General features: G+C 62.6%; 23 protein-coding genes. 8 read left to right on the plus strand and 15 right to left on the minus strand.

Features of this window, described 5'->3' with window-relative positions; genetic code table 11:
• The first annotated feature begins 36 nt into the window (after window positions 1–36).
• Genes BMX27_RS01040 through mutT form a run of 3 tightly spaced genes read left to right on the plus strand, consistent with a single transcriptional unit; the run spans window position 37 to window position 2,489 of the window.
• Window positions 37–876: a peptidylprolyl isomerase gene (locus BMX27_RS01040; protein ID WP_090158071.1), complete on the plus strand. Its 840-nt coding sequence runs from the start codon at window positions 37–39 to the stop codon at window positions 874–876.
• A 3-nt stretch (window positions 877–879) separates the two neighbouring features.
• Complete coding sequence (gene argJ, locus BMX27_RS01045; RefSeq protein ID WP_090158072.1) at window positions 880–2,094, plus strand: bifunctional glutamate N-acetyltransferase/amino-acid acetyltransferase ArgJ; 1,215 nt, start codon at window positions 880–882, stop codon at window positions 2,092–2,094.
• Entirely contained in the window at window positions 2,091–2,489 is a 399-nt protein-coding gene (mutT, locus tag BMX27_RS01050) for an 8-oxo-dGTP diphosphatase MutT (RefSeq protein WP_090158073.1), read from the plus strand. Before argJ ends, mutT begins: the two co-directional genes overlap by 4 nt.
• A gap of 126 nt (window positions 2,490–2,615) precedes the next feature.
• On the opposite strand, the gene infB is transcribed toward mutT, so the two are convergent.
• From infB to pip, 6 genes are all read right to left on the minus strand, one after another.
• Complete coding sequence (gene infB / locus BMX27_RS01055) at window positions 2,616–5,105, minus strand: translation initiation factor IF-2 (RefSeq protein WP_090158074.1); 2,490 nt, start codon at window positions 5,103–5,105, stop codon at window positions 2,616–2,618.
• Between the two features lie 4 nt (window positions 5,106–5,109).
• Window positions 5,110–5,736 (minus strand): RNA-binding protein, encoded by a 627-nt coding sequence (locus tag BMX27_RS01060; RefSeq protein WP_090158075.1) that lies wholly within the window; start codon window positions 5,734–5,736, stop codon window positions 5,110–5,112.
• Window positions 5,737–5,752: 16 nt separating this feature from the next.
• Window positions 5,753–7,363 carry a transcription termination factor NusA gene (nusA, locus tag BMX27_RS01065; RefSeq protein WP_090158076.1) on the minus strand — a complete coding sequence of 537 codons (1,611 nt, stop codon included), beginning with the start codon at window positions 7,361–7,363 and terminating at the stop codon, window positions 5,753–5,755.
• The gene (gene rimP, locus BMX27_RS01070) at window positions 7,363–7,989 is read right to left on the minus strand and encodes a ribosome maturation factor RimP (RefSeq protein WP_056030666.1); all 627 of its coding nucleotides are present in this window, start codon (window positions 7,987–7,989) and stop codon (window positions 7,363–7,365) included. Before rimP ends, nusA begins: the two co-directional genes overlap by 1 nt.
• A gap of 154 nt (window positions 7,990–8,143) precedes the next feature.
• Entirely contained in the window at window positions 8,144–9,601 is a 1,458-nt protein-coding gene (locus BMX27_RS01075) for an ABC transporter substrate-binding protein (RefSeq protein WP_090158077.1), read from the minus strand.
• Between the two features lie 59 nt (window positions 9,602–9,660).
• Window positions 9,661–10,650 carry a prolyl aminopeptidase gene (gene pip, locus BMX27_RS01080; RefSeq protein WP_090158078.1) on the minus strand — a complete coding sequence of 330 codons (990 nt, stop codon included), beginning with the start codon at window positions 10,648–10,650 and terminating at the stop codon, window positions 9,661–9,663.
• Window positions 10,651–10,708: 58 nt separating this feature from the next.
• Here pip and ubiG point away from each other — a divergent pair, with 58 nt between their 5' ends.
• The gene (gene ubiG, locus BMX27_RS01085; protein ID WP_090158079.1) at window positions 10,709–11,452 is read left to right on the plus strand and encodes a bifunctional 2-polyprenyl-6-hydroxyphenol methylase/3-demethylubiquinol 3-O-methyltransferase UbiG; all 744 of its coding nucleotides are present in this window, start codon (window positions 10,709–10,711) and stop codon (window positions 11,450–11,452) included.
• Window positions 11,453–11,468: 16 nt separating this feature from the next.
• Here ubiG and BMX27_RS01090 read toward each other — a convergent pair whose 3' ends face one another.
• From BMX27_RS01090 to BMX27_RS01105, 4 genes are read right to left on the minus strand one after another with little or no spacing between them, the layout of a single operon-like run.
• Window positions 11,469–11,912, minus strand: a complete 444-nt coding sequence (locus BMX27_RS01090) for a MarR family winged helix-turn-helix transcriptional regulator (protein WP_177172618.1) — start codon at window positions 11,910–11,912, stop codon at window positions 11,469–11,471.
• Window positions 11,909–12,742, minus strand: coding sequence for a carbon-nitrogen hydrolase family protein (locus BMX27_RS01095; RefSeq protein WP_090158080.1), 834 nt, complete (start codon window positions 12,740–12,742; stop codon window positions 11,909–11,911). Before BMX27_RS01095 ends, BMX27_RS01090 begins: the two co-directional genes overlap by 4 nt.
• Window positions 12,739–12,996 (minus strand): glutaredoxin 3, encoded by a 258-nt coding sequence (gene grxC, locus BMX27_RS01100; protein WP_090158081.1) that lies wholly within the window; start codon window positions 12,994–12,996, stop codon window positions 12,739–12,741. Before grxC ends, BMX27_RS01095 begins: the two co-directional genes overlap by 4 nt.
• 34 nt (window positions 12,997–13,030) lie before the next feature.
• On the minus strand, window positions 13,031–13,756 hold the full coding sequence (locus tag BMX27_RS01105) for a double zinc ribbon domain-containing protein (RefSeq protein ID WP_090158082.1): 726 nt from the start codon (window positions 13,754–13,756) through the stop codon (window positions 13,031–13,033).
• Window positions 13,757–13,769: 13 nt separating this feature from the next.
• Between BMX27_RS01105 and BMX27_RS01110 the strand changes: the two genes are divergently transcribed.
• The 3 genes from BMX27_RS01110 to BMX27_RS01120 are packed head-to-tail and all read left to right on the plus strand — an operon-like array spanning window position 13,770 to window position 16,945.
• Window positions 13,770–14,591: a methyltransferase domain-containing protein gene (locus BMX27_RS01110; protein WP_090158699.1), complete on the plus strand. Its 822-nt coding sequence runs from the start codon at window positions 13,770–13,772 to the stop codon at window positions 14,589–14,591.
• A 53-nt stretch (window positions 14,592–14,644) separates the two neighbouring features.
• On the plus strand, window positions 14,645–15,721 hold the full coding sequence (gene hemH, locus BMX27_RS01115) for a ferrochelatase (protein WP_090158083.1): 1,077 nt from the start codon (window positions 14,645–14,647) through the stop codon (window positions 15,719–15,721).
• A gap of 57 nt (window positions 15,722–15,778) precedes the next feature.
• Entirely contained in the window at window positions 15,779–16,945 is a 1,167-nt protein-coding gene (locus tag BMX27_RS01120; protein WP_090158084.1) for an MFS transporter, read from the plus strand.
• Window positions 16,946–16,981: 36 nt separating this feature from the next.
• Here the strand turns inward: BMX27_RS01120 and BMX27_RS01125 are convergent, their stop codons facing one another.
• Complete coding sequence (locus BMX27_RS01125) at window positions 16,982–17,572, minus strand: L,D-transpeptidase (RefSeq protein ID WP_090158700.1); 591 nt, start codon at window positions 17,570–17,572, stop codon at window positions 16,982–16,984.
• Window positions 17,573–17,747: 175 nt separating this feature from the next.
• On the opposite strand from BMX27_RS01125, the gene BMX27_RS01130 reads away from it, so the two are divergent.
• Window positions 17,748–18,320 carry a divisome-associated lipoprotein DalA gene (locus BMX27_RS01130; protein WP_090158085.1) on the plus strand — a complete coding sequence of 191 codons (573 nt, stop codon included), beginning with the start codon at window positions 17,748–17,750 and terminating at the stop codon, window positions 18,318–18,320.
• On the opposite strand, the gene BMX27_RS01135 is transcribed toward BMX27_RS01130, so the two are convergent.
• From BMX27_RS01135 to BMX27_RS01150, 4 genes are all read right to left on the minus strand, one after another.
• Window positions 18,317–18,820, minus strand: coding sequence for a L,D-transpeptidase family protein (locus BMX27_RS01135; protein WP_090158086.1), 504 nt, complete (start codon window positions 18,818–18,820; stop codon window positions 18,317–18,319). The genes BMX27_RS01130 and BMX27_RS01135 overlap by 4 nt on opposite strands.
• Window positions 18,821–18,907: 87 nt before the next feature.
• Window positions 18,908–20,104, minus strand: a complete 1,197-nt coding sequence (locus BMX27_RS01140) for a class I SAM-dependent RNA methyltransferase (protein WP_090158087.1) — start codon at window positions 20,102–20,104, stop codon at window positions 18,908–18,910.
• Window positions 20,101–21,933: an ABC transporter ATP-binding protein gene (locus BMX27_RS01145; RefSeq protein WP_090158088.1), complete on the minus strand. Its 1,833-nt coding sequence runs from the start codon at window positions 21,931–21,933 to the stop codon at window positions 20,101–20,103. The genes BMX27_RS01140 and BMX27_RS01145 overlap by 4 nt, the downstream gene beginning before the upstream one ends.
• A complete protein-coding gene (locus tag BMX27_RS01150) occupies window positions 21,930–23,762 on the minus strand; it encodes an ABC transporter ATP-binding protein (RefSeq protein WP_090158089.1) in 1,833 nt (610 codons plus the stop codon). The genes BMX27_RS01145 and BMX27_RS01150 overlap by 4 nt, the downstream gene beginning before the upstream one ends.
• Between the last annotated feature and the right edge of the window lie 32 nt (window positions 23,763–23,794).

The raw sequence follows: 23,794 nt of genomic DNA on the forward strand, positions 1-23,794 counted from the left end.
CTCGTTTTTGGCGCAATGATGAAAGGACACGACCCCATGAACAGACTGACCGCCCTGATGGGCGCAGCCGTCATCGCAGGCAGCGCGCAGACCGCCGTCGCACAGGATGCATCCACCGTCGTCGCCACTGTCGGTGACACCGAAATCACGCTGGGCGAAATGATCATCGCCCGCGCACAATTGCCTGCGCAATACGACCAGTTCCCCGCCGATGTCCTGTTCGAGGGCATCGTGGACCAGCTGGTCCAGCAGGAACTGCTAGCCGCATCGCTGACCGATGTGCCATCCCGTGTCGCACTGTCACTTGCGAACGAAGAACGGTCCCTCAAGGCCGGTGAAGTCATCACCGCGCTGACCGGTGAGGCGGTCACGGAAGAGGCCGTTCAGGCCCGCTATGACGAAATCATTGCCGAATTCGAGGCGAACCCCGCAACCGAATACAACGCAAGCCATCTGCTGGTCGAAACCGAGGAAGAGGCGCAGGCCGCAGCCGAACGCGCAGCGGACGAGGATTTCGCCGCGCTGGCGATGGAACTGTCCACCGGACCGTCCGGACCCAATGGCGGCGAATTGGGCTGGTTCAGCACTGGTGCCATGGTCCCCGAGTTCGAGGCCGCCGTCGTTGACATGGAGGTGGGCGCGGTGTCCGCACCGGTGCAGACCCAGTTCGGCTGGCATGTGATCAAGCTGAACGACACCCGCCCCGTGGCGGCCCCCGACCTCGAAGAGGTGCGCGGCGAAATCAGCAGCGCCATTCAGGAAGAGGCGATCACGGCGCGCATCGCGGAACTGCGCGATGCGACCGCGATCACCCTGCCGGAAACCGGCGCGATCGACGCAGAACTCTTGAACAACCTCGAACTGCTGGAACCCTGAACCATGGCTCTGTCCCCGCTTGCACCCGCTGCATTTCCTGACCTGCCCGTCATCGACGGCGTGACCTTTGCGGCGGGTGCCGCGGGGGTCAAATACCAGAACCGCACTGACGTGATGTTGGCGCTGCTGGCCCCCGGCAGCACCATTGCAGGCGTCTTTACCCGGTCGGCCACGCGGTCGGCCAACGTGCTGGACTGCCAGGCCAAGATGGGCAGCGATGCGCAGGCAGGGGCAGCCATCCTTGTAAACTCCGGCAATTCCAACGCGTTCACGGGCAAGGCGGGCGAATCCTCGGTCAAACGCATCTGCGAAGGTGTTGCCGCCCGCGCAGATGTGCCGCTTGACAGGGTCTATACCTCCTCGACCGGGGTGATCGGGGAACCTTTGCCGGACGATCGGATCACCGCCAAACTGGACGACCTGATGGCAGCCCAGTCACCCGACGGGATCGCCGAGGCCGCCCGCGCCATCATGACAACCGACACCTTTGCCAAGGGGTCGGCACAGACCGTCACCATCAACGGCAAGCCCGTTCAGATTGCCGGCATCGCCAAGGGGTCGGGCATGATCGCGCCCGATATGGCAACCATGCTGGTCTATATCTTTACCGATGCACAGATCGGCCACAGCGCGCTGCAATCCTTGCTGTCGCGTCTGACGGACCGGACATTCAACAACATCACCGTCGACAGCGACACGTCCACATCCGACACGCTGCTGATGGGGGCCACCGGCACATCCGGCGTGGACGTGACCGACAATGCCGCGTTTGCGGACGCGCTGCATGCCGTCATGCTGGACCTGTCGCATCAGGTCGTGCGCGACGGCGAGGGTGCCACGAAATTCGTGACCGTGAACGTCACGGGGGCCGCCAATGACACCGATGCGCGTCTGGTTGCCATGGCGACCGCCAACAGCCCGTTGGTCAAAACCGCCATCGCCGGTGAGGACCCGAACTGGGGCCGCATCGTCATGGCGGTTGGCAAGTCCGGCGCACAGGCCGACCGCGACCTGTTGACCATTCGCCTGGGCGATCTGGTGCTGGCCCGTGACGGATGGCGCGCACCCGAATATTCCGAAGAATCCTGTGCCGCCTACATGAAAGGCCAGAACATCGACATCAATGTCGACCTCGGGCTGGGCGATGGAACCTGCACTGTCTGGACCTGTGATCTGACCCATGAATATATCCGCATCAACGCGGATTACCGGTCATGAAAACGGTCCTCGTGTCGGCCGTTGCCCTGATCGACGTCGAGGGCCGCATCCTGCTGGCCCAAAGACCACCCGGCAAATCGCTGGCGGGCCTTTGGGAATTTCCCGGCGGCAAGGTCGAACCCGGCGAAACCCCCGAGGCTGCGCTGATCCGAGAACTGCAAGAAGAGCTGGGGATCGACACCTGGGCCTCTTGCCTCGCACCTTTGACCTTTGCCAGCCACAGCTATGATGATTTCCACCTGCTGATGCCCCTGTTCGCCTGCCGCAAATGGAACGGGACACCACAGGGGCGCGAGGGGCAGATCCTGAAATGGGCCCGCGCATCAGAGTTGCGCGACTATCCCATGCCACCCGCCGACATCCCGCTCATCCCCATCCTGCGCGACTGGCTCTAGAAACCCGGCTGCCGCGCACTGCCTGCGGCAGCCGTGCTGTATCATCTTGCCAAAAATACTCAAAAAAACAGGCCCGCCAGCAGCGCTGACGGACCTGTTTTCGGACTGCGCGTCGATTGCAGACCCTTACAAGTTCCGCTCGACCGATTCGCGCTCAAAGATTTCGATGACGTCACCGTCACGGATATCCTCGTAGTTCTCGAACGCCATGCCGCATTCCTGACCGGACTGCACTTCGGCAACTTCGTCCTTGAAACGCTTGAGCGTTTTCAGCGTGCCTTCGTGGATCACGACGTTGTCGCGCAGCAGGCGCACGCCTGCGGACCGACGTGCCACACCTTCGGTGACGATACAGCCTGCAACCTTGCCGACGCCCGTGACCTTGAACACCTCTTTGATGTTCGCATAGCCGATGAACTTTTCGCGGATCTCGTCACCCAGCAGGCCGCTGGCGGCGGATTTCACGTCATCCACCAGATCGTAGATCACCGAATAATAGCGGATCTCGACGCCCTTCTGGTTGGCCGAATTCCGCGCGGTCGCATTTGCACGCACGTTAAAGCCAAAGACAGGTGCACCGGATGCCTCGGCAAGGCCGATATCGGTTTCCGTGATGGCACCCACACCGGAATGCAGGACGCGCACGCGCACCTCGTCGTTGCCGATCTTTTCCATCGCCTGAACGATGGCTTCGGCAGAGCCTTGCACGTCGGCCTTGACGACGATCGGCAGTTCGCTGACGTTTTCGTTGGCCTTGGCGTTGGCCATCAGCTGTTCCAGCGTCGTGGCGGCCCCCAGTGCGGCCCGCTTGTCCTTGGCGACCTGTGCACGGTAGTCGGCGATTTCACGCGCCTGCGCCTCGGTTTCGGTCACGTTCAGAACGTCGCCTGCCTCTGGCGTGCCGTTAAGGCCCAGAACCTCGACGGGAACGGACGGACCGGCCTCTTTGACGCGGTCGCCCTTGTCGTCGATCAGGGCGCGGACCTTGCCCCATTGTTCACCCACAACAAAGATATCGCCCTGCTTCAGCGTGCCGTTCTGCACCAGAACGGTCGCGACAGGACCACGGCCCACGTCCAGCTGCGCCTCGATCACGGCGCCCATGGCAGCGCGGTCGGGGTTGGCCTTGAGTTCAAGGATTTCGGCCTGCAACGCGATGGCGTCCAGCAGGTTGTCCAGGCCCTGACCCGTCTGGGCCGAAACCTCGACGTCCTGCACGTCACCGGACATCGCCTCGACGATGACCTCGTGTTGCAGCAGATCCGTGCGGACCTTGTTGGCGTCGGCCGACGGTTTGTCCATCTTGTTGATCGCGACGATCATCGGGACCTTGGCGGCCTTGGCGTGGTTGATCGCCTCGATCGTCTGGGGCATGACCGCATCGTCAGCGGCAACCACCAGAACGACGATGTCAGTGACCTGCGCGCCGCGTGACCGCATTGACGTGAACGCAGCGTGGCCGGGCGTATCCAGGAACGACAGGGTCTGACCGGACTTGGTCACCACCTGATAGGCACCGATGTGCTGGGTGATGCCACCAGCCTCGCCTGCGACGACGCGGGCGTTGCGGATCGCGTCCAGCAGCGACGTTTTACCGTGGTCGACGTGGCCCATGATCGTGATGATCGGCGCACGCGGTCTCAGGTCAGCGGGTTTGTCCTCGGACTGTTCGATGACCTGCTCGACGTCGGCATCGGACACGCGCACGACGCGGTGGCCGAATTCCTCGATGATCAATTCAGCGGTATCCGCGTCGATGGTCTGGGTCTGCGTGACCATCATGCCCATCTGCATCAGCGATTTCACCACGTCGGACACGCGTTCCGCCATGCGGTTCGCCAGTTCGCCCACCGTGATTGCCTCTGGCAGCTGCACGTCGCGCACGACCTTTTCACGCTCGACCTGACCGCCCATCGCCTTTTGACGATTGCGTTCCTGCTTGCGCTTCATGGCGGCCATGGATTTCGGACGACCGCCGGCACCGCCGCGCAATGCGTCGTTGACCGTCAGCTTGCCGGACCGGCGACCATCGTCACTGCGGCCGGGTTTGCTGTCGCGGGGTTTCACGTCGCGGTCACGGTCTGTCTTGCGCGGCGCGGCAGAGGGGCGCGACACGGCTGTTTCGCCGGGTGCTGCGGCAGCCGGATCGGGGGACGCGGCAGGCGCAGGCGCGTTTTTCGCGGCCTCTTCCTTGCGGCGCTTTTCCTCTTCCTCGGCGGCTTTTGCCTTGGCGCGTTCTTCGCGTTCGCGGTCTTCGGCCTCTTTTGCCTCGATTTCGGCACGACGGCGGTCACGCTCTTCGGCGCGCGCCTTTTCCTCGGCGGCACGTTTCGCAGCGTCCTCGGCCTCGCGGGCCTTGGACATGGCGAGTGCCTTCATCCGGCGCTCCAGCTCGGCATCGGAAATGCCTGCGGGCCGCTTGGACGGATCGCCGCCCAGTCGGTTTGCTGTTCCGGATGTCGTGGGTTTCGCTGCACCGGGTTTCGGCACAACCACGCGCTTGCGCTTGGTTTCCACAACAACGTTCTTGGTCCGTCCATGCGAAAAGCTTTGCTTTACGTTGCTGGGGCGGGACCCGCCAAGGCCGAGTGGTTTCTTGCCGTCAGTATCGCTCATCTAGCTATATATCCTTCCCGACAGCCGGATCGCTGTCGTCAATCTCGCGCAGGCCGCGCAGTCTTGCGGCCTCCATTACAACACGGTCGCTAATTCCGCCAGTCGCGAGCGCACCATGTATCACACTTTGCCGTCCGAATGCCAAACCCAGTTCGGCACCCGTCAGGCAGTTAAAATAGCGGGCCCCTTCCGGGGTCCAGAGTTTCGCCTTGCCGCGGTCAGACCCATCGGCAGCCTGCAACAACACGCGGACACGCGCGCCACCCGCCAGCCAGCCCTTGACCTTTTCAAAGCCACAGATCGCCAGACCCGCCTTGCGGGCCATCGCAATCAGGTCAATCACACGCCGCGTCATCTGGCGTTCAACCTCGTCCGCCAGATCGTCAGGCACCGTCACCGCCTGTTTCGCGGATCGGCTGAACTGGCCCTTTTTCGCGGCATCCAACGCGTCACGGGTGGATGACACATACATGCCACGTCCGGGCAGTTTTTCCAGTACATCGGGCACAACAAGATTTTCTGGCCCCACGACGAACCGAACCAGACCCGATTTCGGGGCCGTCTCGCCGGTGACGATGCACCGCCGTTCGGGGCCATCATCCCGGTTCTTTTTCAATCCGCCGCGCGCCATCGCGATGTCAGAGGCCTCAGGCCTCTGCCTCCTGGTCCATATCGGCATCGTCCGTGTCAGATACAAGGTCATCGGGATCGACCCAACCCAGCATCACGCGGGCCGTCATGATCATGTTCTGCGCTTCTTCCAGGCTGATGTCGAATTTTTCCAGCGTGCCTTCGTCCTTGTGACGCTCACCGTTGACGATGGTCCAGCCACCGGCCAGTTCCCAGTCGGCACAGGTTGCGAAATCTTCGAGCGTTTTCACGTCATCCTCGGCCAGCGCCTCGACCATTTGCGGTGTCAGCCCCTCGAATTCGATCAGGCTGTCCTCTGCACCCAGTTCGCGAGCGCGATCCAGCGCCTTGGCGTTCTGCGCCTCCAGATAGTCGCGGGCGCGTGCCTGCAACTCGCCGGCCGTGTCGTCGTCCACGCCTTCGATGACCAGCAGTTCCTCTGCGTCGACATAGGCGACTTCTTCGAGGTTGGTGAATCCTTCGGACACCAGCAACTGCGCAAAGAATTCGTCCAGATCCAGCGTGTCCATGAACAGTTTGGTGCGGACTTCGAACTCGGCCTGACGGCGCTTGGATTCTTCTTCTTCGGTCAGGATGTCGATGTCGAGACCGGTCAGCATCGACGCCAGACGCACGTTCTGACCGCGACGACCGATGGCCAGGCTCAGCTGTTCATCGGGCACGACCACTTCGATCTTGCCAGCTTCTTCGTCCAGAACGACCTTGCTGACCTCGGCGGGCTGCAATGCATTCACCAGGAACGTCGGCATGTCCTCGTTCCAGGGGATGATGTCGATTTTCTCACCCTGAAGTTCGTTCACGACGGCCTGGACGCGGCTGCCGCGCATACCCACGCAGGCACCCACGGGGTCGATGCCGCTGTCATATGAAATGACGGCAATCTTGGCGCGCGAACCGGGATCACGGGCAACGGCCTTGATCTCGATGATGCCTTCGTAGATTTCCGGCACTTCCATCTTGAACAGTTCGGCCATGAATTCCGGTGCGGTCCGCGACAGGAAGATCTGCGGGCCGCGCTGTTCGCGGCGCACGTCCTTGATGTAGCAGCGGATGCGGTCGTTGGGGCGGTATGCCTCGCGGCCGATCTTTTCGTTGCGGCGCAGAATCGCCTCGCCAGAGCCTACGTCAACGATGACGTTGCCGTATTCCTCACGCTTGACCATCGCGTTGATGATCGTGCCGGCGCGGTCCTTGAATTCTTCGTACTGCTTGTCACGCTCGGCTTCACGCACCTTTTGCAGGATCACCTGCTTGGCGGATTGTGCCGCGATGCGGCCCAGTTCGACCGGGGGAACCTGTTCGACCAACGTGTCGCCGACCTTTGGGTCCTCGATGTAACCCTTTGCGGTCTCGACGGTGAATTGCGACTGATAGTTTTCGTATTCTTCCTCGTCCACCACCGTGCGCACACGGGTGAACGTCGCACGACCGGTCTTGCGGTCGATGCTGACGCGGATGTCCATTTCAGCGCCATAACGCGACTTTGCCGCACGCGCGAGCGACTCTTCCATCGCCTCGACCACCAGACCGGGGTCGATGTTTTTTTCGCGTGCCACGGCCTCTGCGGTCTGCAAAAGCTCCAGCTGGTTGGCGGATGTAATGGCCATCAGTTCATCTCCTTGCGCGAACTCGGTCGCTTTTTCGATCTCTTGTCGGGGGCGACGTTGTCGTCGCTGTCAATAATGGTCTGGACTTCGTCGAATTGGGTCTCGTCGATCAGGCCGCCGTCCTTGCGACCCTTGAGAGCCTCGCGGATCAGGTCGTCGGTCAGGACCAGTTTCGCATCCGACAGCCATTCGAATTTCAGGCCGATGGTGCCTTCTTCGATTTCGATCAGCACTTCGTCGCCCTCTACGCCGGCCAATTCGCCTTTGAACCGACGGCGACCGTCGATCAGCTCGTCCGTTTCGATCTTGGCCTCGAACCCCTGCCACTGTTCGAAATCCTTGAGACGGGTCAGGGGGCGGTCGATACCGGGGCTGCTGACCTCCAGCGTATAGGCGTCCAGGATCGGGTCCTCGACATCCATGACGGCGCTCACGGCGGTGCTGATCTTGCCGCAGTCGTCGACTTCGATGGTGCCGTCAGGTTTCTGCGCCATGATCTGGAGCGTCGTTTCCTTGCCGGACATCAGACGGATTCGCACGATTTCATAGCCCAGGTCCTCGACCACGGGGGTAATGATCTCTGCGATGCGACGGTCGATGGCCGCCTTGGCGATGAGGTCGTTCATGGATTCCTCCAAGCACAAAAAAACGGGCGCGCGGCCCGTTCGAAATTCCGGTTGGGCGCTGGGGGTGGAGGCCAGCACGCCGCTGTTGAGCATCACATAGAGCAACCTCAGACAAACTGCAAGTGATGCCGATCAGCGCCCCCGTGGCTGGATGTCAGGCCATCCACCAGCGTTCGGCCATGCGCGCATCGTCCATCGGTCGCTGGTGCCCCAGTTGCGCTGGCGTGCCGATCCGCGTCGATGCGGCCTGAAGCGTCGTGGCAAAGGCCGGAATGATCGCGCGGCCCTGATCACGCAGCAGCATCTGCGCCTCGGCATAGACTGCATCGCGCAGGTCGGCGTCCATCGTGGACCGCCCCTGCCGCAGCAAGTCCCGGAACCGGTCGGACGCCTCGATCCCGTCGGTTGCCTGGCCATAGGCCGCCAGCAACATCCAGTCGGCGGTTGCCCGCCCGGCGGATCCGATCCCCGCACAGGTCAGAACCTCGCGGCCCGACGCATCACGCAAGCTGATCCGGGGGCCGGTTGCGCCCCATGACCCCGTGATCCGCGCTGCACCGAAACCAGCCTGCGCCAGATGGTAGCCTGCCCGGTCAGGATCGCAGGCCAGGGTGTGGCCAGCCTGAAAATGAGGGTTTGCCGGGCCAATCGGACTGTCCGCGGCTACCTGACCATATCCCGCCAAGAGGTCGTCGACCCAGGCCTGCCGGTCTATCCCATGACGCAAGGCGGCCCGCAGATGATGTGCTGCCGGGCGCTGCGGCACGTGAAACGCATCGTGCTGGTTGCCCGACACCTGTTGTAGCGACAGTCGCGGATGTGCCGCGATTGACGCCGCATCCGCCGGGGCGACCCGGTTGATCGCATCCACACGCCCCGCGAGCAACGCCGAGAGCCGGACTGCGGGATCATTCATCGCGACATAGTCAATCCGGTCGAACCAGCCCGCAGTCTCGCCCTTGTAATGATCGTCTACGCGCACCGCCGTCATGCGCCGACCCGGCCGAAACGCCGTCACGCGGTACAGACCTGTGCCGATTCCGTCGCGCATCGCTGCGTTCATCTGGCCTGCCGGGTAGATCAACAGGTGGTGATCCGACAGCAAGTAGGGAAAATCCGCATTCGGCGCAGTCAGTTTCAACGTGACCTGATACGGGCCGGACGCCCGCAGATCGTCGATCAAACGCACGATTGCGCCCGCACCATAGGCGCGGTCGTCGTCGCGGTGCAGGTTCAACGAGGCGATCACATCCGCTGGGCCGAAATCCGCACCGTTGTGAAAACGCACGCCACGCCGCAGATTGAAAACCCAGGTCTGGCCATCCGTGCTGTCCCAGCTTTCGGCCAATTCACCCTTGAGGCTGCCATCCGCGGCGATTTCCGTCAGGCAATCGAACACTGCACCCTGACCCGCCGCAATCATGAACAGATCGCTGTGACCGCGCGCATCCCAGCTGTCGGACGGATGCGCCCCGCCCAGACCCGCGACCAGCGTGCCACCACGCGACTGCGCCCGCAAAGGCAGCCCTGTCAGCCCCAGCACACCGGCAGCCACCGCGCCCTGCAACAGGCGACGGCGGTTGGGGATAGTCGGTGCGCGTCGGTCTGACATGGCCTGCCTGTGCTGTGACTGTCTTGCAGGTTCGGCCGCAACGGCCGTCCTGTCAAACCCTATAGGCCCAGGGCCGCGCGCTGGGCGGCAAAGCGGTCCATCGCCCGCACCAATTCTGCGCTGATCCCCGGCTCCGACAGCGCGTGACCCGCGCGCCCGACCAGCTTCAGCGTCGACATCGGCCAGGCCTGCGACAGCCTGTAGCCCGAAATCGGCGGACAAATCATGTCATAGCGCCCCTGGACGATGACACCGGGGATTTGCGCCAGACGGTCCATGCGGTTCAGGATCGCCGTGTCGTCGTCCAGCCAGCCCTGATTCTGAAAATAGTGGTTTTCCAGCCGCGAAAACGCGCGGGCATAATCGGCGGGGGATTCGCCGGTCACACCATCGCTGTCTATCGCTGCCAGCGCGTTTTCCCAGGCAGCCCAGGCGCGGGCGTATTTGATTTCCTGCATCATGTCGCCGGAAAACAGGCGCTTGTGATAGGCCGCAATCAGGTCGCCGTGTTCGTCCTCGGGGATCAGCTTGGTAAAGCGGTCCCACAGATCGGGCCAGAACCGGCCCGCACCACCGCCATAGAACCAATCCAGTTCCGGCTGCGTCATCAGGAACACGCCCCGGATCGCAAGGGCCGCTGCACGGTCGGGATGCGTTTGGGCATAGATCAGCGACAGTGTCGCACCCCAGCTGCCACCAAACACGATCCACCGGTCAATTTTCAAAGTTTCGCGAATCAGTTCGATATCGCGGACCAGATGCCAGGTCGTGTTGTTGCTGACCGCGGCGTGGGGCCTTGATCGTCCGCAACCGCGCTGATCGAACAGAATGACCCGGTAGTGTTCGGGATTGAAATAGCGGCGCATCGCGGGGCTGCATCCACCGCCCGGACCACCATGCAGGACGACCACGGGAATGCCCGCAGGGTTTCCGCATTGTTCAACGTAGACCGTATGCCCATCACCAACGTCCAGAGTCCGCTGATCAAACGGATCAATCGGCGGGTAGAGATAGGCTGATGCGCTCTTTTGTTTCAGGCTTCTGTCCATGACAGTGGCATATAGTGCGCTACAATCTAAATCCACGCCCAACCCACTTGAGGACGCGATGAATACCAATACGATTGATGACGGCGAAATCGCCAAGTTCGAGGCGATGGCCGCCGAATGGTGGGACGAGACTGGCAAGTTCAAACCGCTGCACATGATGAACCCCGTCCGGCTGGACTATATCACGATGCAGGTGGCCGCCCATTACAACCGCGACCTGTCGGCCGACCGGCCTTTTGCCGGGCTGCGCATACTCGACATCGGTTGCGGTGGCGGTCTGTTGTGCGAACCGATGGCGCGGCTAGGTGCCGATATCGTGGGCGTTGATGCGGCCCCCCGAAACATTCCCGTCGCACGGGTTCATGCCGAACAATCCGGGCTGGACATCGATTACCGTGTGGGCACCGCCGAGGCGCTGGCCGCAGCAGGCGAACAGTTCGATGTCGTCCTGAACATGGAAGTGGTCGAACATGTGGCCGATCCCCAAGGCTATCTGGACGCTTGCCACGATCTGCTGAAACCCGGCGCGATCCACCTGTGTTCGACCATCAACCGCAACGCCAAATCATTCGCCATGGCCATCGTCGGGGCCGAATGGGTGATGCGCTGGCTCCCCAAGGGGACGCATGAATGGTCGAAATTCATCACCCCGGACGAGTTGTTCGCCATGATGACCAAGGCCGGAATGGAACCCGTCGACCGCACGGGTTACGTGTTCAACCCGCTGAGTTTCACTTGGTCGATGTCGCCCAAGGATCTGTCGGTGAACTATGTCACCGCCGCGGTCAGGCCCGCCGGCTAGGATGCTTCGAGGGACGTCAGGTCTGATCTGACAATTTGACCCGCAGTTCGCGCAACAGCGGCAGGGCGGCGCGGACCTTGTCCTCGCCCACCTTGCCGGCGACATCTGCAACCAGCGGTGTGATCGCCGCGATGGCCGCGTCCCGGGCGGCGCGACCCGCCGGACTGATCGACACCATCTTCTTGCGGGCGTCATCCCAATCGGGGCGGATATGGATATAGCCTGCCCACTCCAGCTTGGTCAGCGTGTTGGTCATCGCACCGCGCGTCAGGTGAAAGGTCTGCGCCAGCTGCGTGGGCGAGCGTTCCGCGTTGCTGTGGGCCAGATGGTTCAGCACGCTGAAGTGCGACAGTTCCATCCCCTTGGGCAGCACACGCGTCAGGGCATGGCGCACCAATTGATCCACGGCCAGCAGTTCGCTGAACAGGCTGACGGCAAGGTGCTGATTGGTATCGGTCAATGTGGCCCCGCGAATGGTCTGTCATGCGACAACGCCGGAATACGCCGCCGGGCCTGTTCTACCTGCGTCAGGTCAAGGTTCACAACCGTCACGCCGGGCGTGGTGCCAGCGTCGGCCAGCACCTCTCCCCAGGGGGCCACGGCCAGCGCGTGCCCCCAGGTCTGACGCGGCCGCCCCGCCTGTGCGGGATGCGTGCCGGTCTGGGCGGCAGCAAGGACGAAACACCCTGTTTCAATGGCACGCGCACGCAGCAGCGTTTCCCAATGGGCCGCCCCCGTGACCGGAGAAAACGCAGACGGCACAAGCAGGATATCGGCACCCGCCTGCGCCAATGCCCGATACAGATACGCAAACCGGAGATCATAGCAGATCGACAGGCCCAGCGTGGCCGTATCCGCGCGCACCGTCACGGCCTGCGCCCCCGGACGGTAGCCCGCGGATTCACGATAGCTTTCCGTGTCGCTGACGGTCACGTCGAACATGTGGATCTTGTCGTAGTAGGCCGCTATCGCGCCGTTTGGATCGATCAGGAAACTGCGGTTGGCGAACCGTCCGTCCACGTCATCCGTTTTCAGCGCCAGCGACCCGATGGACAGCCAAATTCCCAGATCCGCCGCCTGCGCGCGCAGGGCTGTCAACGTGGGATCATCGTCCTGCCGGTGCAGAACAAGCTGCTGGTGCGCCCGGTCCTGACTGACGCAGTTCGTCACCTCTGGCGTGCAGATCAGGGTGGCACCGGCCGCGGCAGCCTGCGCCACATAGGCCTGTGTTGCGCCCAGATTGACATCCGGGTCGTCGCCACTGGTCAGCTGGACCAGCGCCGCCTTCATGCGGCCAAGAGGGCGTCCAGCTTACCCGCCTGTTCCAGCGCATATAGATCATCGCAACCGCCCACGTGCACCTCACCCACGAAAATCTGCGGCACAGTGCGGCCACCATTGGCGCGCTGCATCATCTCGGCCCGTTTTTCGGGCTGCTGTGCAAGCGAGATTTCCTGAAACGCCACACCCTTGGAGGTCAGCAAGCGTTTGGCGGCGTGGCAAAAACCACAGGTCGGTGTGGTGTAGATTTCAACGGATGACATGACGATCCCTCGGGTTCAGTGCGTTTGATCATATCTAGTCATCTTTGACCGCCCTTGCCAGTGTGAGGACATGCACCTGCTGTGCGCCAACGCGCAATGCCGCGTCAGCCGCAGCTGCAAGCGTGGCACCCGTGGTCATCACGTCATCCACGATCAGCACGCAGCGACCTGCCATCGCCACCCCACGGCGCGGATGGGGCTGGATGGCGCGGTCGAGGGCGGCAAAGCGGGCGCTGCGGCCTGTCTGCACCATCTTGGGTGCGGGACGTGGGCGCACCAGCGCATCAGGCAGATGTTCCAAGCCCAACCGGCGGGCCACCAGCGTCGACAGCAGGTTCGCCTGATTATAGCGCCGCGCCAACAGGCGGGACCAATGCACGGGAACCGGCACGACAAGGGCGTCATCGTCAAAGAGCCCGGACGCCGCCTGCGTCATCCAGCGCGCGGCAGGCACGGCCAGATCGGTGCGGTCGCCGTGTTTCAGACCCAGCACCATCCGCCGACCGATCCCGTCATAGACCAACGCCGCGCGTCCCCGCGCCCAGGGACGCGCCAGGGTCATGCAGTCGTCGCAATGCAGCACCGCACCGCCTGCGTCGTCACCCATCAGGGGCGCACCGCACAGGTCGCAGGCCGTGCCGGTGATGAACCGCGTATCGCGCCAACACGGGCCGCACAGACCGTTTTCCGCAGCGGTGGGCTGATCGCAGGCGACGCAACTGGCGGGATAGATGGCGCGGATCACGCTTTGCAACTTCATCGCTTGCCCCTACATGACGCGGATGCAGCCATTGACCGACCGCCCCGCCCTGATACGCAATCGCGCCCGCGCCACCGAAAATTTCCTGCGCGTCCGCGCCATCGACGATGTCGAGGAAAGACTGCAAGAGGTTAACAGGTCGTTTACGGATGTGGCGATCGTTACGCCGCGGCCAGACCTGTGGCAGACGCGCCGGGCAGACGCGCGAATTGTCGCAGACGACGATATTCTTGATCTGCCGCAAGAGGCATTTGACCTGGTGATCCACGACCTGTCCCTGCACTGGGCGCAGGATCTCGTGGGGCAGTTGGTGCAATCGCGGCGGGCCTTGCGGGCGGACGGATTATTTCTGGCGACCCTGTTCGGGGGGCAGACACTGAACGAGCTGCGCAGCGCATTGGGACAGGCCGAGGCGCGTATCACCGGCGGGCTGTCGCCACGGATCGCGCCGATGGGTGAAATCCGCGATCTGGGCGGGCTGTTGCAACGTGCTGGATTCGCGCTTCCCGTCGCTGATTCTGACACGATCACAGTGACTTATACAGATGCCCTGGCGCTGATGCGTGACTTGCGCGCCATGGGCGAAGGCAACGCGCTGGACGCACGCCTGCGGCATCCGACACGCCGCACGGTCATGGATGCGGCAACGCAGCTGTATGCGGATCATTTCGGCACGCCGGACGGACGCGTCACCGCCACCTTCGAGATCGTCACGCTGACGGGATGGTGCCCTGCCGCCAACCAGCAGCAGCCCCTGCGCCCCGGCTCTGCCAAGACCCGGCTGGCTGACGCGCTGGGCGTGCCAGAGGCACCGCTGGACCCGTCCACAGATTGACCTGAGCCGCAAAGCGTTTATCTGACCCCTATCCCGCCGCAGAGGAGTTTTCGATGTTCGACGCAAAGTCAGAAGTGCGCCCCGCCACATGCCCGGTCCATGCCCCTGCGGACCACCCAGCCATTGAACCGGCCCGCGTCGGGATTCTGCTGGCGAACCTCGGCACACCTGACGGCACCGACTATTGGTCGATGCGGCGTTACCTGAACGAATTTTTGTCTGACAAACGCGTCGTCGATTATTCCGCCTGGATCTGGCAGCCCCTGTTGCAGCTGGTCATCCTGTCGAAACGCCCCTTTACCTCTGGCGCGGCCTATCGGTCGATCTGGAACACCGAAGCGGACGAAAGCCCGTTGCTGACGATCACCAAGGAACAGACCGCCGCCATCAAGGAAGAAATGCACAAGCGCTATGGCGACCGTGTGCGTGTCGATTTCTGCATGCGCTACGGCAACCCGTCGACCAAATCCAAGGTCCGCGAAATGACCGAGGCCGGTTGCCAGAAAATTCTGTTTTTCCCGTTGTACCCGCATTACGCCGGTGCCACGTCGGCCACAGCAAACGACCAGTTTTTCCGCGCGTTGATGCAGGAAAAATGGCAACCGATCGCCCGCGTGGTCGAACCTTATTACGAGGACCCGGCCTATATCGACGCCCTCGCCCAATCCATCGAAACCGCCTATGCCAAGATGGACAAGAAGCCTGAAAAGCTGATCTGTTCCTATCACGGTGTGCCGGAACGCTATCTGCGCGAGGGCGATCCGTACCACTGCCAGTGCCAGAAAACGACGCGCCTGCTAAAGGAACGGCTGGGCTGGGACGACACGCAGATCGTCACGACATTCCAGTCGCGCTTTGGCCCCGAAGAATGGCTGAAACCCTACACCGTCAAGGAAGTCGCCCGACTGGCTGAAGAAGAAGGCGTCAAAAACATCGCCGTCTGCGCGCCCGCCTTTTCGGCCGATTGCATCGAAACACTGGAAGAGATCAACGAAGAGATCAAGGAAAGCTTTGAAGAAGCGGGTGGAGAGCATTTCACCTATATTCCCTGTCTCAACGCTGACGCCGCGCATATCCACGCGCTGTCTGGTGTCATCGACCGCAACCTGACGGGCTGGATCGACCAGTAGGGCTTGCGCGTTTGCCCTGCCCGTGTCAGCGATCACGCTGACATCAGGGAGGGTTCCATGTCGATCATTGGCCGGATGAAACCGCAGCACCGCGTCTTTGCGGGATTTGCAATCTATGCATTCATTCTGGGTCAATTGTTCACCCGCCTGCCCACGGTCAAGGACGCGATGGGCATTGGCGAAGGTGCGCTGGGCCTTGGACTGATCGGCGCGCCCGTCGGCACACTGATTGCGCTGACGCTGGCCCCGCCGCTGATCGAACGGTTCGGTCACAAACGGTCGATGATTGCCGCGCTGTGCACCATGTCGGTGTTCTACGCCATTGCCGTCCATGCCACCGGGCCGGTCGCGCTGTTCTTGTTGCTGGTGCCCGCGGGCCTGACGCTGGGCACCGTCGAGATCATCATCAACCTAGAGGCTGACCGGGTCGAGGCGACCCTGCCCTACCGTATCATGAACCGCGCCCATGCGTTCTGGTCGCTGGGGTTTTTCGGTGCCGGCCTGTTCGGTGCGCTGATGGCGCAGATCGGGCTGTCGCCACAACTGCATCTGGCGCTGGTCGTGCCGCTGTCGGGGGCCGCGATCTGGCTGCTGCTGTCGGATTTCAGCGCCGCACCGAAACGGGGATCGGAAATGACCGGTCCGTCATCCATGGTCGCAAGGCCGTCGCTGGCGATCATGGCGCTGGTCGGGCTGTGCCTGTCCGCCATGGTGCTGGAAGGCGGATCGATCGACTGGTCGGCGATCTACATGCGCACGATTTTCGAGACAGCGCCCTATTTCGGCGGGCTGACCGTGGCGACCGTGGCGCTTTCCCAGGCGCTGTTGCGCTATTTCGCCGACCCGGTCGTCGACCGCTTCCAGCCCGTCCCTGTCGCGCGCGGGATGCAGGTCGCCATGGCTGTCGGCGTCGTCATGGTCTTTTTCGCGCCGAATGCCTGGGTCGCACTCGCAGGGTTCGCCATGATCGGGGCCGGCACGTCGGCGCTGTTTCCACTGGCCATGTCCGCCGCAGCGCAACGCACGGACAGACCGTCATCGGTCAATGTCGCAGCACTCGCGCAGTTCAGCTTTGTCGCATTCCTGCTGGGACCGCCGCTGCTGGGTTTCGTGGCGGAACACATCGGGTTGCGCTGGGTGTTTGGCCTGACCCTACCGCTGATCCTGCTGTCGGCAGCCCTGTCAAAAGGCCTGCAACCAGAGACAGAAAAGCGCGCGGCCTGAGCAGCCGCGCGCCTGCATTTCGGCAAGTCTGATCCGTTACAGAACCAGAACCTGCGTGCCCAGTTTGGTCATGTTGAACAACTCGGCGATATGTTCGTTGTACAGACCGATGCAGCCGTTCGATGACCGGCGCCCGATCTTGCGCGTGTCATGGGTGCCGTGGATGCGGTAATACTGCCATGTCAGCCACAGCGCGTGGGTGCCCAGCGGATTGTCGGGGCCGGGACCGATGTAATCGGGCCATTCGGGGTTGCGTTCCTTCATCGACGGGGTCGGACGCCAGTCGGGGCCATCGACCTTTTTGATGATCTCAGTTTCGCCACGGCGGGTCAGATCGTCGGTCAGCGGAACGGACGTGGGATACAGCTTGTAGATGCTTTCGTCCTCGCTCCAGTAATGCAGCGCCCGGCTTTGCAGGTCGACGAGGATCGCACCATTCGTCAGGCTGCCAAAGTAGGGGCGCCAGTCCAGCGACCGAAAACTGGCGACGTTACGCGTGACGGCACTGCCACCGCGGATGTTGGCCTCCATCTCGGTGCTGTTGGCTTGCGCCAATGCAGGCGTCGCAAGGGCGGCGGCACCGGTTGCCAGCATGGCACGGCGCGTGATCAGGGTCGGTTTCTTCATCAAATCCACCTCAACTTCTTATTTTGCTTTTTCTTATTTTGCTTTTGCAACGGATAGGCGGGGCGTATCCAGCGGACAATTCAAACTTGCGTGCATTGGGCAAAGCCTTGCCGAAGCGTGTTTGATTAGCATCGCAAGCTCGCGTAACACAGAGCTGAATTTGAAGGATCACCTGATGCATCGACGCCTTGTTCTGACTGGTCTGGCCACCGTCGCACTGACCGCCTGCGCACGCGCACCGCGTGGCCGGATCGGCCCTGACGGCCTGCCGCTGCCGCAGGTCTACAACATTCAGCCTGGCGACGAGGATGACATCCAGTTTCGCATGCTGGACAGTGTGAATACCCTGCGTCGCGCTGCCGGCGTACCATCGGTGGAGCTGGACCCGCAGCTGACCGCCGCGGCTGCCACCCATGCCCGCGACATGCAGGCCCAGAACCGTCCCTGGTTGTTCGGATCTGACGGATCGTCACCGCTGGACCGGGCACGCATCGCAGGATTCCGAGGTCGGATTCTGGGCGAAAACATCGCTGAATCCTACGAAACAGAGCTGGAAACCCTCGCCGCCTGGATGAAGCAAGAAGACACGCGCCGTGTCGTGCTGGACCCGGCCGCGCGGCGCATGGGTCTTGCTTGGTCCCAAGAGGCAAACGGCAAGCTGTGGTGGACGATGAACATGGGTAGCGACCCGTTCGCACAGGCACCGATCGCCAGTGTCGCAGGGTTCACCCCCGCAATCACGCGCTAGGGGTAGATAAAGATCGGCGTGCCGTCGCGCACCATGGCATAGATTTCTTCAATCTCGGCATTGGTGACGGCGATACAGCCCCAGGTCCAGTCGGGCTGTCCGATATACATTTCTGGCGTGCCGTGGATAAAGATATCGCCGCCCGGTGATTTACCCATGGCGCGTGCCACCGCGATATCGCGCGAATTCGGGTAGGAAATGCCCAGTGACAGGTGAAACCGGCTGTTGGGGTTGCGGCGATTGATACGATAGGCACCTTCGGGCGTGCGACCGTCACCTTCGACGACCTTGTGACCTTCGGGGGCGAACCCCATTTCCATTTCGTATTGCTTCAACAACTGGTTGTTGTGCAGCAATTGCAGAATGCGCTGGCCCTTGAACACCTGAACGCGTGTCACCTCGGGACCGTTGTAGGTCAGAAAACGCGCTGGTTTACCGGCACATGCAGCGAGAAACGCGCCCAATGCCCCGAAAATGGCGAAACGTCGTGTCAGGTTCATGGCTCGTCCCCACAGGTCCGGTCTGCGCCGGTCACCCGCAATCTACGACAGCGCGCGAACCTGCGCTAGCGGACAAGCGGTGCAACATCACCCGCGTGTCAGTTGCGCCACCACTTCTGCGTGAGGTGACCAGCGGAACTGGTCCACAACCTGAACCCAGTCAACAACAAATCCCGCAGCGACCAATGTGGCGACATCCCGCCCAAAGGTGACGGGGTTGCACGATACCATCGCTACCCGGTTGATCCCGCTGGCCGCAATCGTGGCCACCTGTGCGGCAGCGCCCGCACGCGGCGGGTCGATGACAACGGCATCAAACCCCTTGAATTCGTCGGGTTCCAGCGGACGGCGGAACAGGTCGCGTGTCAGCGTGGTGACCCGTTTCAACCCGCGCGCACTGCGCCAGCCCCGATCCAGTGCGGCCAGCATCTCGGCCTCGCTCTCGACGGCCAGCATCTCTGCCTGCGTGGCGAGGGCCAGCGCAAACGTCCCGCAACCGGCAAACAGATCAACAATGCGATCAGCGCCTTGCAGGATCTCCTGGACCGCGTCGCGCAGGGCACCCTCGCCATCAGCTGTGGCTTGCAGGAATGACCCCGGCGGCGGCGTGACCTTTACCGGGCCAAAGGACTGCGCCGGGGACTGGATCGTCACCAAGGTTTCATCGTTCCACGTCAGCCGTGCCAACCCGCTGTTCTGCGCAAAAACCGCAAGGTCGAGGCGCAACTGGTCGGTCAGTGGCTGGTCGGTGCCGATCAGCACATCCAGCCCGTTCAGGCTCTCGGTAACGGTCAGCCCGACCTCGCCCCGGCGGGACGCGGCCAGGACGGTCAACGCTTCCAGCATCGGGATCGCGGCAGACAGCGCGGGCGTGACCAGCTGGCAATCGGGCACCGCCACCAGCACATCGGATGCACGTGCGTGAAACCCGACCATCGCACCCTTTTTCGTGCGGCGACCGGCAAATTTCGCACGCCTGCGCGATTGCGGTGGAGAGGTGTGCAAGGTGCGAAACGGCGGTGTCAGGCCATGCGCGGACAGGGCCCGTTCGACGATCCCCTGTTTGAAACCAGCCACATAGGCGTCAGAGGCATGCTGCAACGCACAGCCGCCACAGGTTTTGAAATGACGGCAGGGCGGTGCGACCCGATCGACCGACGGTGTCACAATCTGCGCTGATCCATCGTCGCGCAGGGCCACGTCCTCGCCCGGCAGGGTGCGCGGGATCAGCGTGCCATCCTCGGCGCGGCCCAGTCCTAGATGCGTCATCGCGGTGATTTTCATTCAGCGGCGTCCTGTAGCGTCAAGAAGCCCCCCGATTGCCTATTCCAGTAGCGCGCGTAAAGCCCATTTTGCGCCAGCAGGCTGTCATGGGTGCCTTCTTCGACGATACGTCCCTCTTCCAGCACGATGATCCGGTCCATCTGGCGCAGCGTGGACAGCCGATGTGCAATGGCGATGACGGTCTTGCCGTCCATCACCTGATCCAGTGCGGACTGAATCGATGCCTCGACCTCGGAGTCGAGCGCGCTGGTCGCCTCGTCCAAGATAAGGATCGGCGCATCCTTGAGGATCGCGCGGGCAATCGCGATGCGCTGCCGCTGGCCGCCCGACAGTTTCACGCCGCGTTCGCCCAGATAGGCGTCGAACCCGGTGCGTCCGGCATGATCACGCAAACCGGGAATGAAACTGGATGCCTCTGCCCGGTCAGCGGCAGCGTTTAGCGCCGCATCGTCCGCATCCGGATTGCCATAACGGATGTTATCGCGGGCAGAGCGGTTGAACATCGACGTTTCCTGCGTGACCATCCCGATCTCGCGCCGCAGGCTTTCTTGTGTGACGTCCCGCAAATCCTGACCGTCGATCAGAATCCGCCCCTTTTCCGGGTCATAGAGCCGCAGCAACAAGGCAACGAGCGTGGATTTCCCCGCGCCGGATGCACCGACGATCCCCAGTTTTTCGCCCCCGCCGACATGCAGGGTCACGTCGCGCAGGCCGCCCTGCCCACCGCCATAGGTGAACGTCACACCGTCCAGCATGACCGCACCGTCGGTCAGCGCCAACGCAGCGGCATCAGGAACATCGGTCAGCGCATGGGGTGGCGACAGCGTCTGGATCGCATCCTCGATTTCGCCCACGTTGCCGTACATCTGCATCAGAGTGAAACTGACCCACCCCGTCATCTGCGACAGCCGCAATCCGATGGTGCCTGCAATCGCGATGTCACCGGCGGTGGCGGCGCCATTGGTCCACAGCAGCAGCGTGATCCCGACGAGAAGGACCGGCAGCGTGCCCGCCAGCGCCATCAGGAACAGGCGAAACCACACGTTGACCCACCCATAGGCGAGCCCCGCGACGCGGAATTTTTCCATCGCACCGATGGCGGCCCGGTCCTCGTGGTCGGCATGGGCAAACAGCTTGACCGTCTTGATGTTTGTGATCGTGTCGACGACCTGCCCGCTGACCATCGCCCGCGTGCCGGCCCTCGCCTTGGACGTGGCGCGGATTTTCGGCATGAACCCACGGATCAGCGCGATATAGGCAACCAGCCAGACGGCCAGCAACAGGGCTGACCACATATCAATGCCGGTCAGCAGCAGCACGGACCCCACGACCGAGGCCAGCGCATAGACCACCGTCTGCACGAAATCGACAGCCGTGTCGGTTGTCGCACGCGCCGCCTGCATCTGTTTTTGACTGATCCGACCTGCAAAATCGTTGTCAAAGAAACTGACCGCCTGTCCCAGCGTGTGCCGGTGCAACCGCGACAGCACCAGCGTATAGATGCCCGGCCCCATCACCACGACGTTCAACAGCGCCGACAGCCCCAGCGTAATCGGCCGCGCAAGGATGAAAAACGCCACGACAGCAGCCAACAACCAGACGTTGCTGGCAAAAAATCCATCCGCGTCCGCTGCGAGCGCCCGGTCGATCACCCGGCCAAGGATCAGCGCGGAAATCACCTCGAGCGCGCCAGCCGCGATGGACAGCAACGATCCCAGACCCAGTGCACGCCCACTGCCTGCCAACGCCCAGCGCAGGAATGCGGCGAGTGAATTCGGTGGCGGTCCCTCTGCCGGGGCAAAGGCGTCGATCATCGTTTCGGGTTTCATCCGTCGTCCCCTAAAAATCCGCCTGACTGACGTGCCCAGAACTGGGCATAGCGCCCTTGCTGCGCAAGCAGGCTGTCGTGCGTGCCGTCTTCGACGATGCGCCCGTTTTCCATGACGATGATCCGGTCCATGCGTGCGATGGTCGACAGGCGGTGCGCGACGGCAATCACCGTCTTGCCATTCATCATCGTGACCAATGCGGACTGGATCGCCGCCTCGACCTCTGAATCTAGCGCGCTGGTGGCTTCGTCCAGCACCAGGATCGGTGCATCCTTGAGAATGACGCGGGCCAGGGCGATACGTTGCCTTTGCCCGCCTGACAATTTGACCCCGCGTTCACCCACCAGTGCGTCGTAACCACGGCGCCCCTCGCTGTCCTCGAGCGTCAGGATGAAATCATGCGCAGCGGCCTGCCGGGCGGCAGCAATCATCGCGCCCTCGTCCGCATCGGGCCTGCCATACAGGATGTTGTCTCGCACGGACCGGTGCAAGAGAGAGCTGTCTTGCTGCACCATTCCGATGGCACGCCGCAGGCTGTCTTGGGTGACGTGGCGAATATCCTGTCCGTCAATCTCGATCCGACCCTGTTCTGCGTCGTAAAACCGCAAGAGCAGTTTGATCAGGCTCGATTTTCCGGCCCCGGACGCGCCAACGAGGCCGACCTTTTTCCCCGCCGGAATCGTCAGGTCGATCTGGTCCAGACCGCCCCCGCCCCGGCCGTAATGATGGCTCAGCCCTGTGATCTGCAATGCGCCTGCGGTCATCGCCAGCGGTTTGGCATCGGGGCTGTCGACCAGCCGCGTGCGCTGGCCGATGGTTTCCAACCCCTCGGCCACGACGCCGAGGTTCTGGAACAATGTCGAGACCGCCCACATGATCCAGCCGCTCATGCCGTTCAGGCGCAAGGTCAACGCGGTGGCAGCCGCGACAACGCCGGCACTGGCCAGCCCGTTCAGCCACAAAAACAGCGCATAGCCGACAACGCCGACGATCAGCCCGCCGTTCAGCACCAGCAGCGCGATGTCCATGATGGAATAGAGCCGCATTTCACGCTGGAACGTGGTGCGCGCGCCCTCGATCGCGTCGCGGGCGTAGGCCACTTCCTTGTCGTGATGGGCGAACATCTTGACCGAGTGGATGTTGGTATAGCTGTCCACGACACGGCCCGTGACCACCGAACGCGCATCGGACGCGGCCTTGGACGCAGGCCCGATGCGGCGGATCGTCCATTGCAACAGCAACAGATAGGGCACCAGCCACAGCATCATCGGCAGGATCAGCCGTGCGTCACTGTTGCCCAGCAGGATCACAGCACCGATCAGATAGGCCAGCGCAAAGGCAATCGCGTCGAACACCTGAAAGATCGCCTCGCCCGCGGCGGGTGGCGTCTGCATGATCCGGTTCGCGATGCGCCCGGCAAAATCGTCTTCGAACCAACCGACAGATTGGCGCAGCACCTGCCGGTGTGCGCGCCAGCGGACCAGCGTGGTAAAGTTCGGCAGGATCGTGTTGTTCAGCAACGCCACCTGTGCGCCCTGCACGATGGGGCGCAGAACCAAAATGAACAGGGCCACGACGATCAGTTCGATCCCGTGGTTGTCCCAGAATGCCGCGCGCCCCGTGTCCAGCAGATCGACCAGCCGCCCCAGGTAATAGATCAACCAGACCTCGACGGCGGCGACCGCTGCCGCCAGCACGGCAGTGACCGCGAACATCCGCCGAAATGGCCCCGCGTAGTCGCGCAGAAACGGGATCAGCCGCTGCGGCGGCGTATCCGTTTCTGTGTAGGCAACATAGGGATCGACAAGACGTTCAAAGAAACGAAACACGGGAGACAGACCTGAAATGTGATTAGGCCCTC

It is taken from the genome of Loktanella sp. DSM 29012, assembly GCF_900110705.1.
GTDB classification, from domain to species: Bacteria; Pseudomonadota; Alphaproteobacteria; order Rhodobacterales; family Rhodobacteraceae; genus Loktanella; species Loktanella gaetbuli.

What these genes read in the sequence shown, in the direction of transcription:
- BMX27_RS01040 (WP_090158071.1), top strand. Translation starts at nt 37, where the DNA reads ATGAACAGACTGACCGCCCTGATGGGCGCAGCCGTCATCGCAGGCAGC.
- argJ (WP_090158072.1), top strand. Translation starts at nt 880, where the DNA reads ATGGCTCTGTCCCCGCTTGCACCCGCTGCATTTCCTGACCTGCCCGTC.
- mutT (WP_090158073.1), top strand. Translation starts at nt 2,091, where the DNA reads ATGAAAACGGTCCTCGTGTCGGCCGTTGCCCTGATCGACGTCGAGGGC.
- infB (WP_090158074.1), bottom strand. Translation starts at nt 5,105, where the DNA reads ATGAGCGATACTGACGGCAAGAAACCACTCGGCCTTGGCGGGTCCCGC.
- BMX27_RS01060 (WP_090158075.1), bottom strand. Translation starts at nt 5,736, where the DNA reads ATGGCGCGCGGCGGATTGAAAAAGAACCGGGATGATGGCCCCGAACGG.
- nusA (WP_090158076.1), bottom strand. Translation starts at nt 7,363, where the DNA reads ATGGCCATTACATCCGCCAACCAGCTGGAGCTTTTGCAGACCGCAGAG.
- rimP (WP_056030666.1), bottom strand. Translation starts at nt 7,989, where the DNA reads ATGAACGACCTCATCGCCAAGGCGGCCATCGACCGTCGCATCGCAGAG.
- BMX27_RS01075 (WP_090158077.1), bottom strand. Translation starts at nt 9,601, where the DNA reads ATGTCAGACCGACGCGCACCGACTATCCCCAACCGCCGTCGCCTGTTG.
- pip (WP_090158078.1), bottom strand. Translation starts at nt 10,650, where the DNA reads ATGGACAGAAGCCTGAAACAAAAGAGCGCATCAGCCTATCTCTACCCG.
- ubiG (WP_090158079.1), top strand. Translation starts at nt 10,709, where the DNA reads ATGAATACCAATACGATTGATGACGGCGAAATCGCCAAGTTCGAGGCG.
- BMX27_RS01095 (WP_090158080.1), bottom strand. Translation starts at nt 12,742, where the DNA reads ATGAAGGCGGCGCTGGTCCAGCTGACCAGTGGCGACGACCCGGATGTC.
- grxC (WP_090158081.1), bottom strand. Translation starts at nt 12,996, where the DNA reads ATGTCATCCGTTGAAATCTACACCACACCGACCTGTGGTTTTTGCCAC.
- BMX27_RS01105 (WP_090158082.1), bottom strand. Translation starts at nt 13,756, where the DNA reads ATGAAGTTGCAAAGCGTGATCCGCGCCATCTATCCCGCCAGTTGCGTC.
- BMX27_RS01110 (WP_090158699.1), top strand. Translation starts at nt 13,770, where the DNA reads ATGACGCGGATGCAGCCATTGACCGACCGCCCCGCCCTGATACGCAAT.
- hemH (WP_090158083.1), top strand. Translation starts at nt 14,645, where the DNA reads ATGTTCGACGCAAAGTCAGAAGTGCGCCCCGCCACATGCCCGGTCCAT.
- BMX27_RS01120 (WP_090158084.1), top strand. Translation starts at nt 15,779, where the DNA reads ATGTCGATCATTGGCCGGATGAAACCGCAGCACCGCGTCTTTGCGGGA.
- BMX27_RS01125 (WP_090158700.1), bottom strand. Translation starts at nt 17,572, where the DNA reads ATGAAGAAACCGACCCTGATCACGCGCCGTGCCATGCTGGCAACCGGT.
- BMX27_RS01130 (WP_090158085.1), top strand. Translation starts at nt 17,748, where the DNA reads ATGCATCGACGCCTTGTTCTGACTGGTCTGGCCACCGTCGCACTGACC.
- BMX27_RS01135 (WP_090158086.1), bottom strand. Translation starts at nt 18,820, where the DNA reads ATGAACCTGACACGACGTTTCGCCATTTTCGGGGCATTGGGCGCGTTT.
- BMX27_RS01140 (WP_090158087.1), bottom strand. Translation starts at nt 20,104, where the DNA reads ATGAAAATCACCGCGATGACGCATCTAGGACTGGGCCGCGCCGAGGAT.
- BMX27_RS01145 (WP_090158088.1), bottom strand. Translation starts at nt 21,933, where the DNA reads ATGAAACCCGAAACGATGATCGACGCCTTTGCCCCGGCAGAGGGACCG.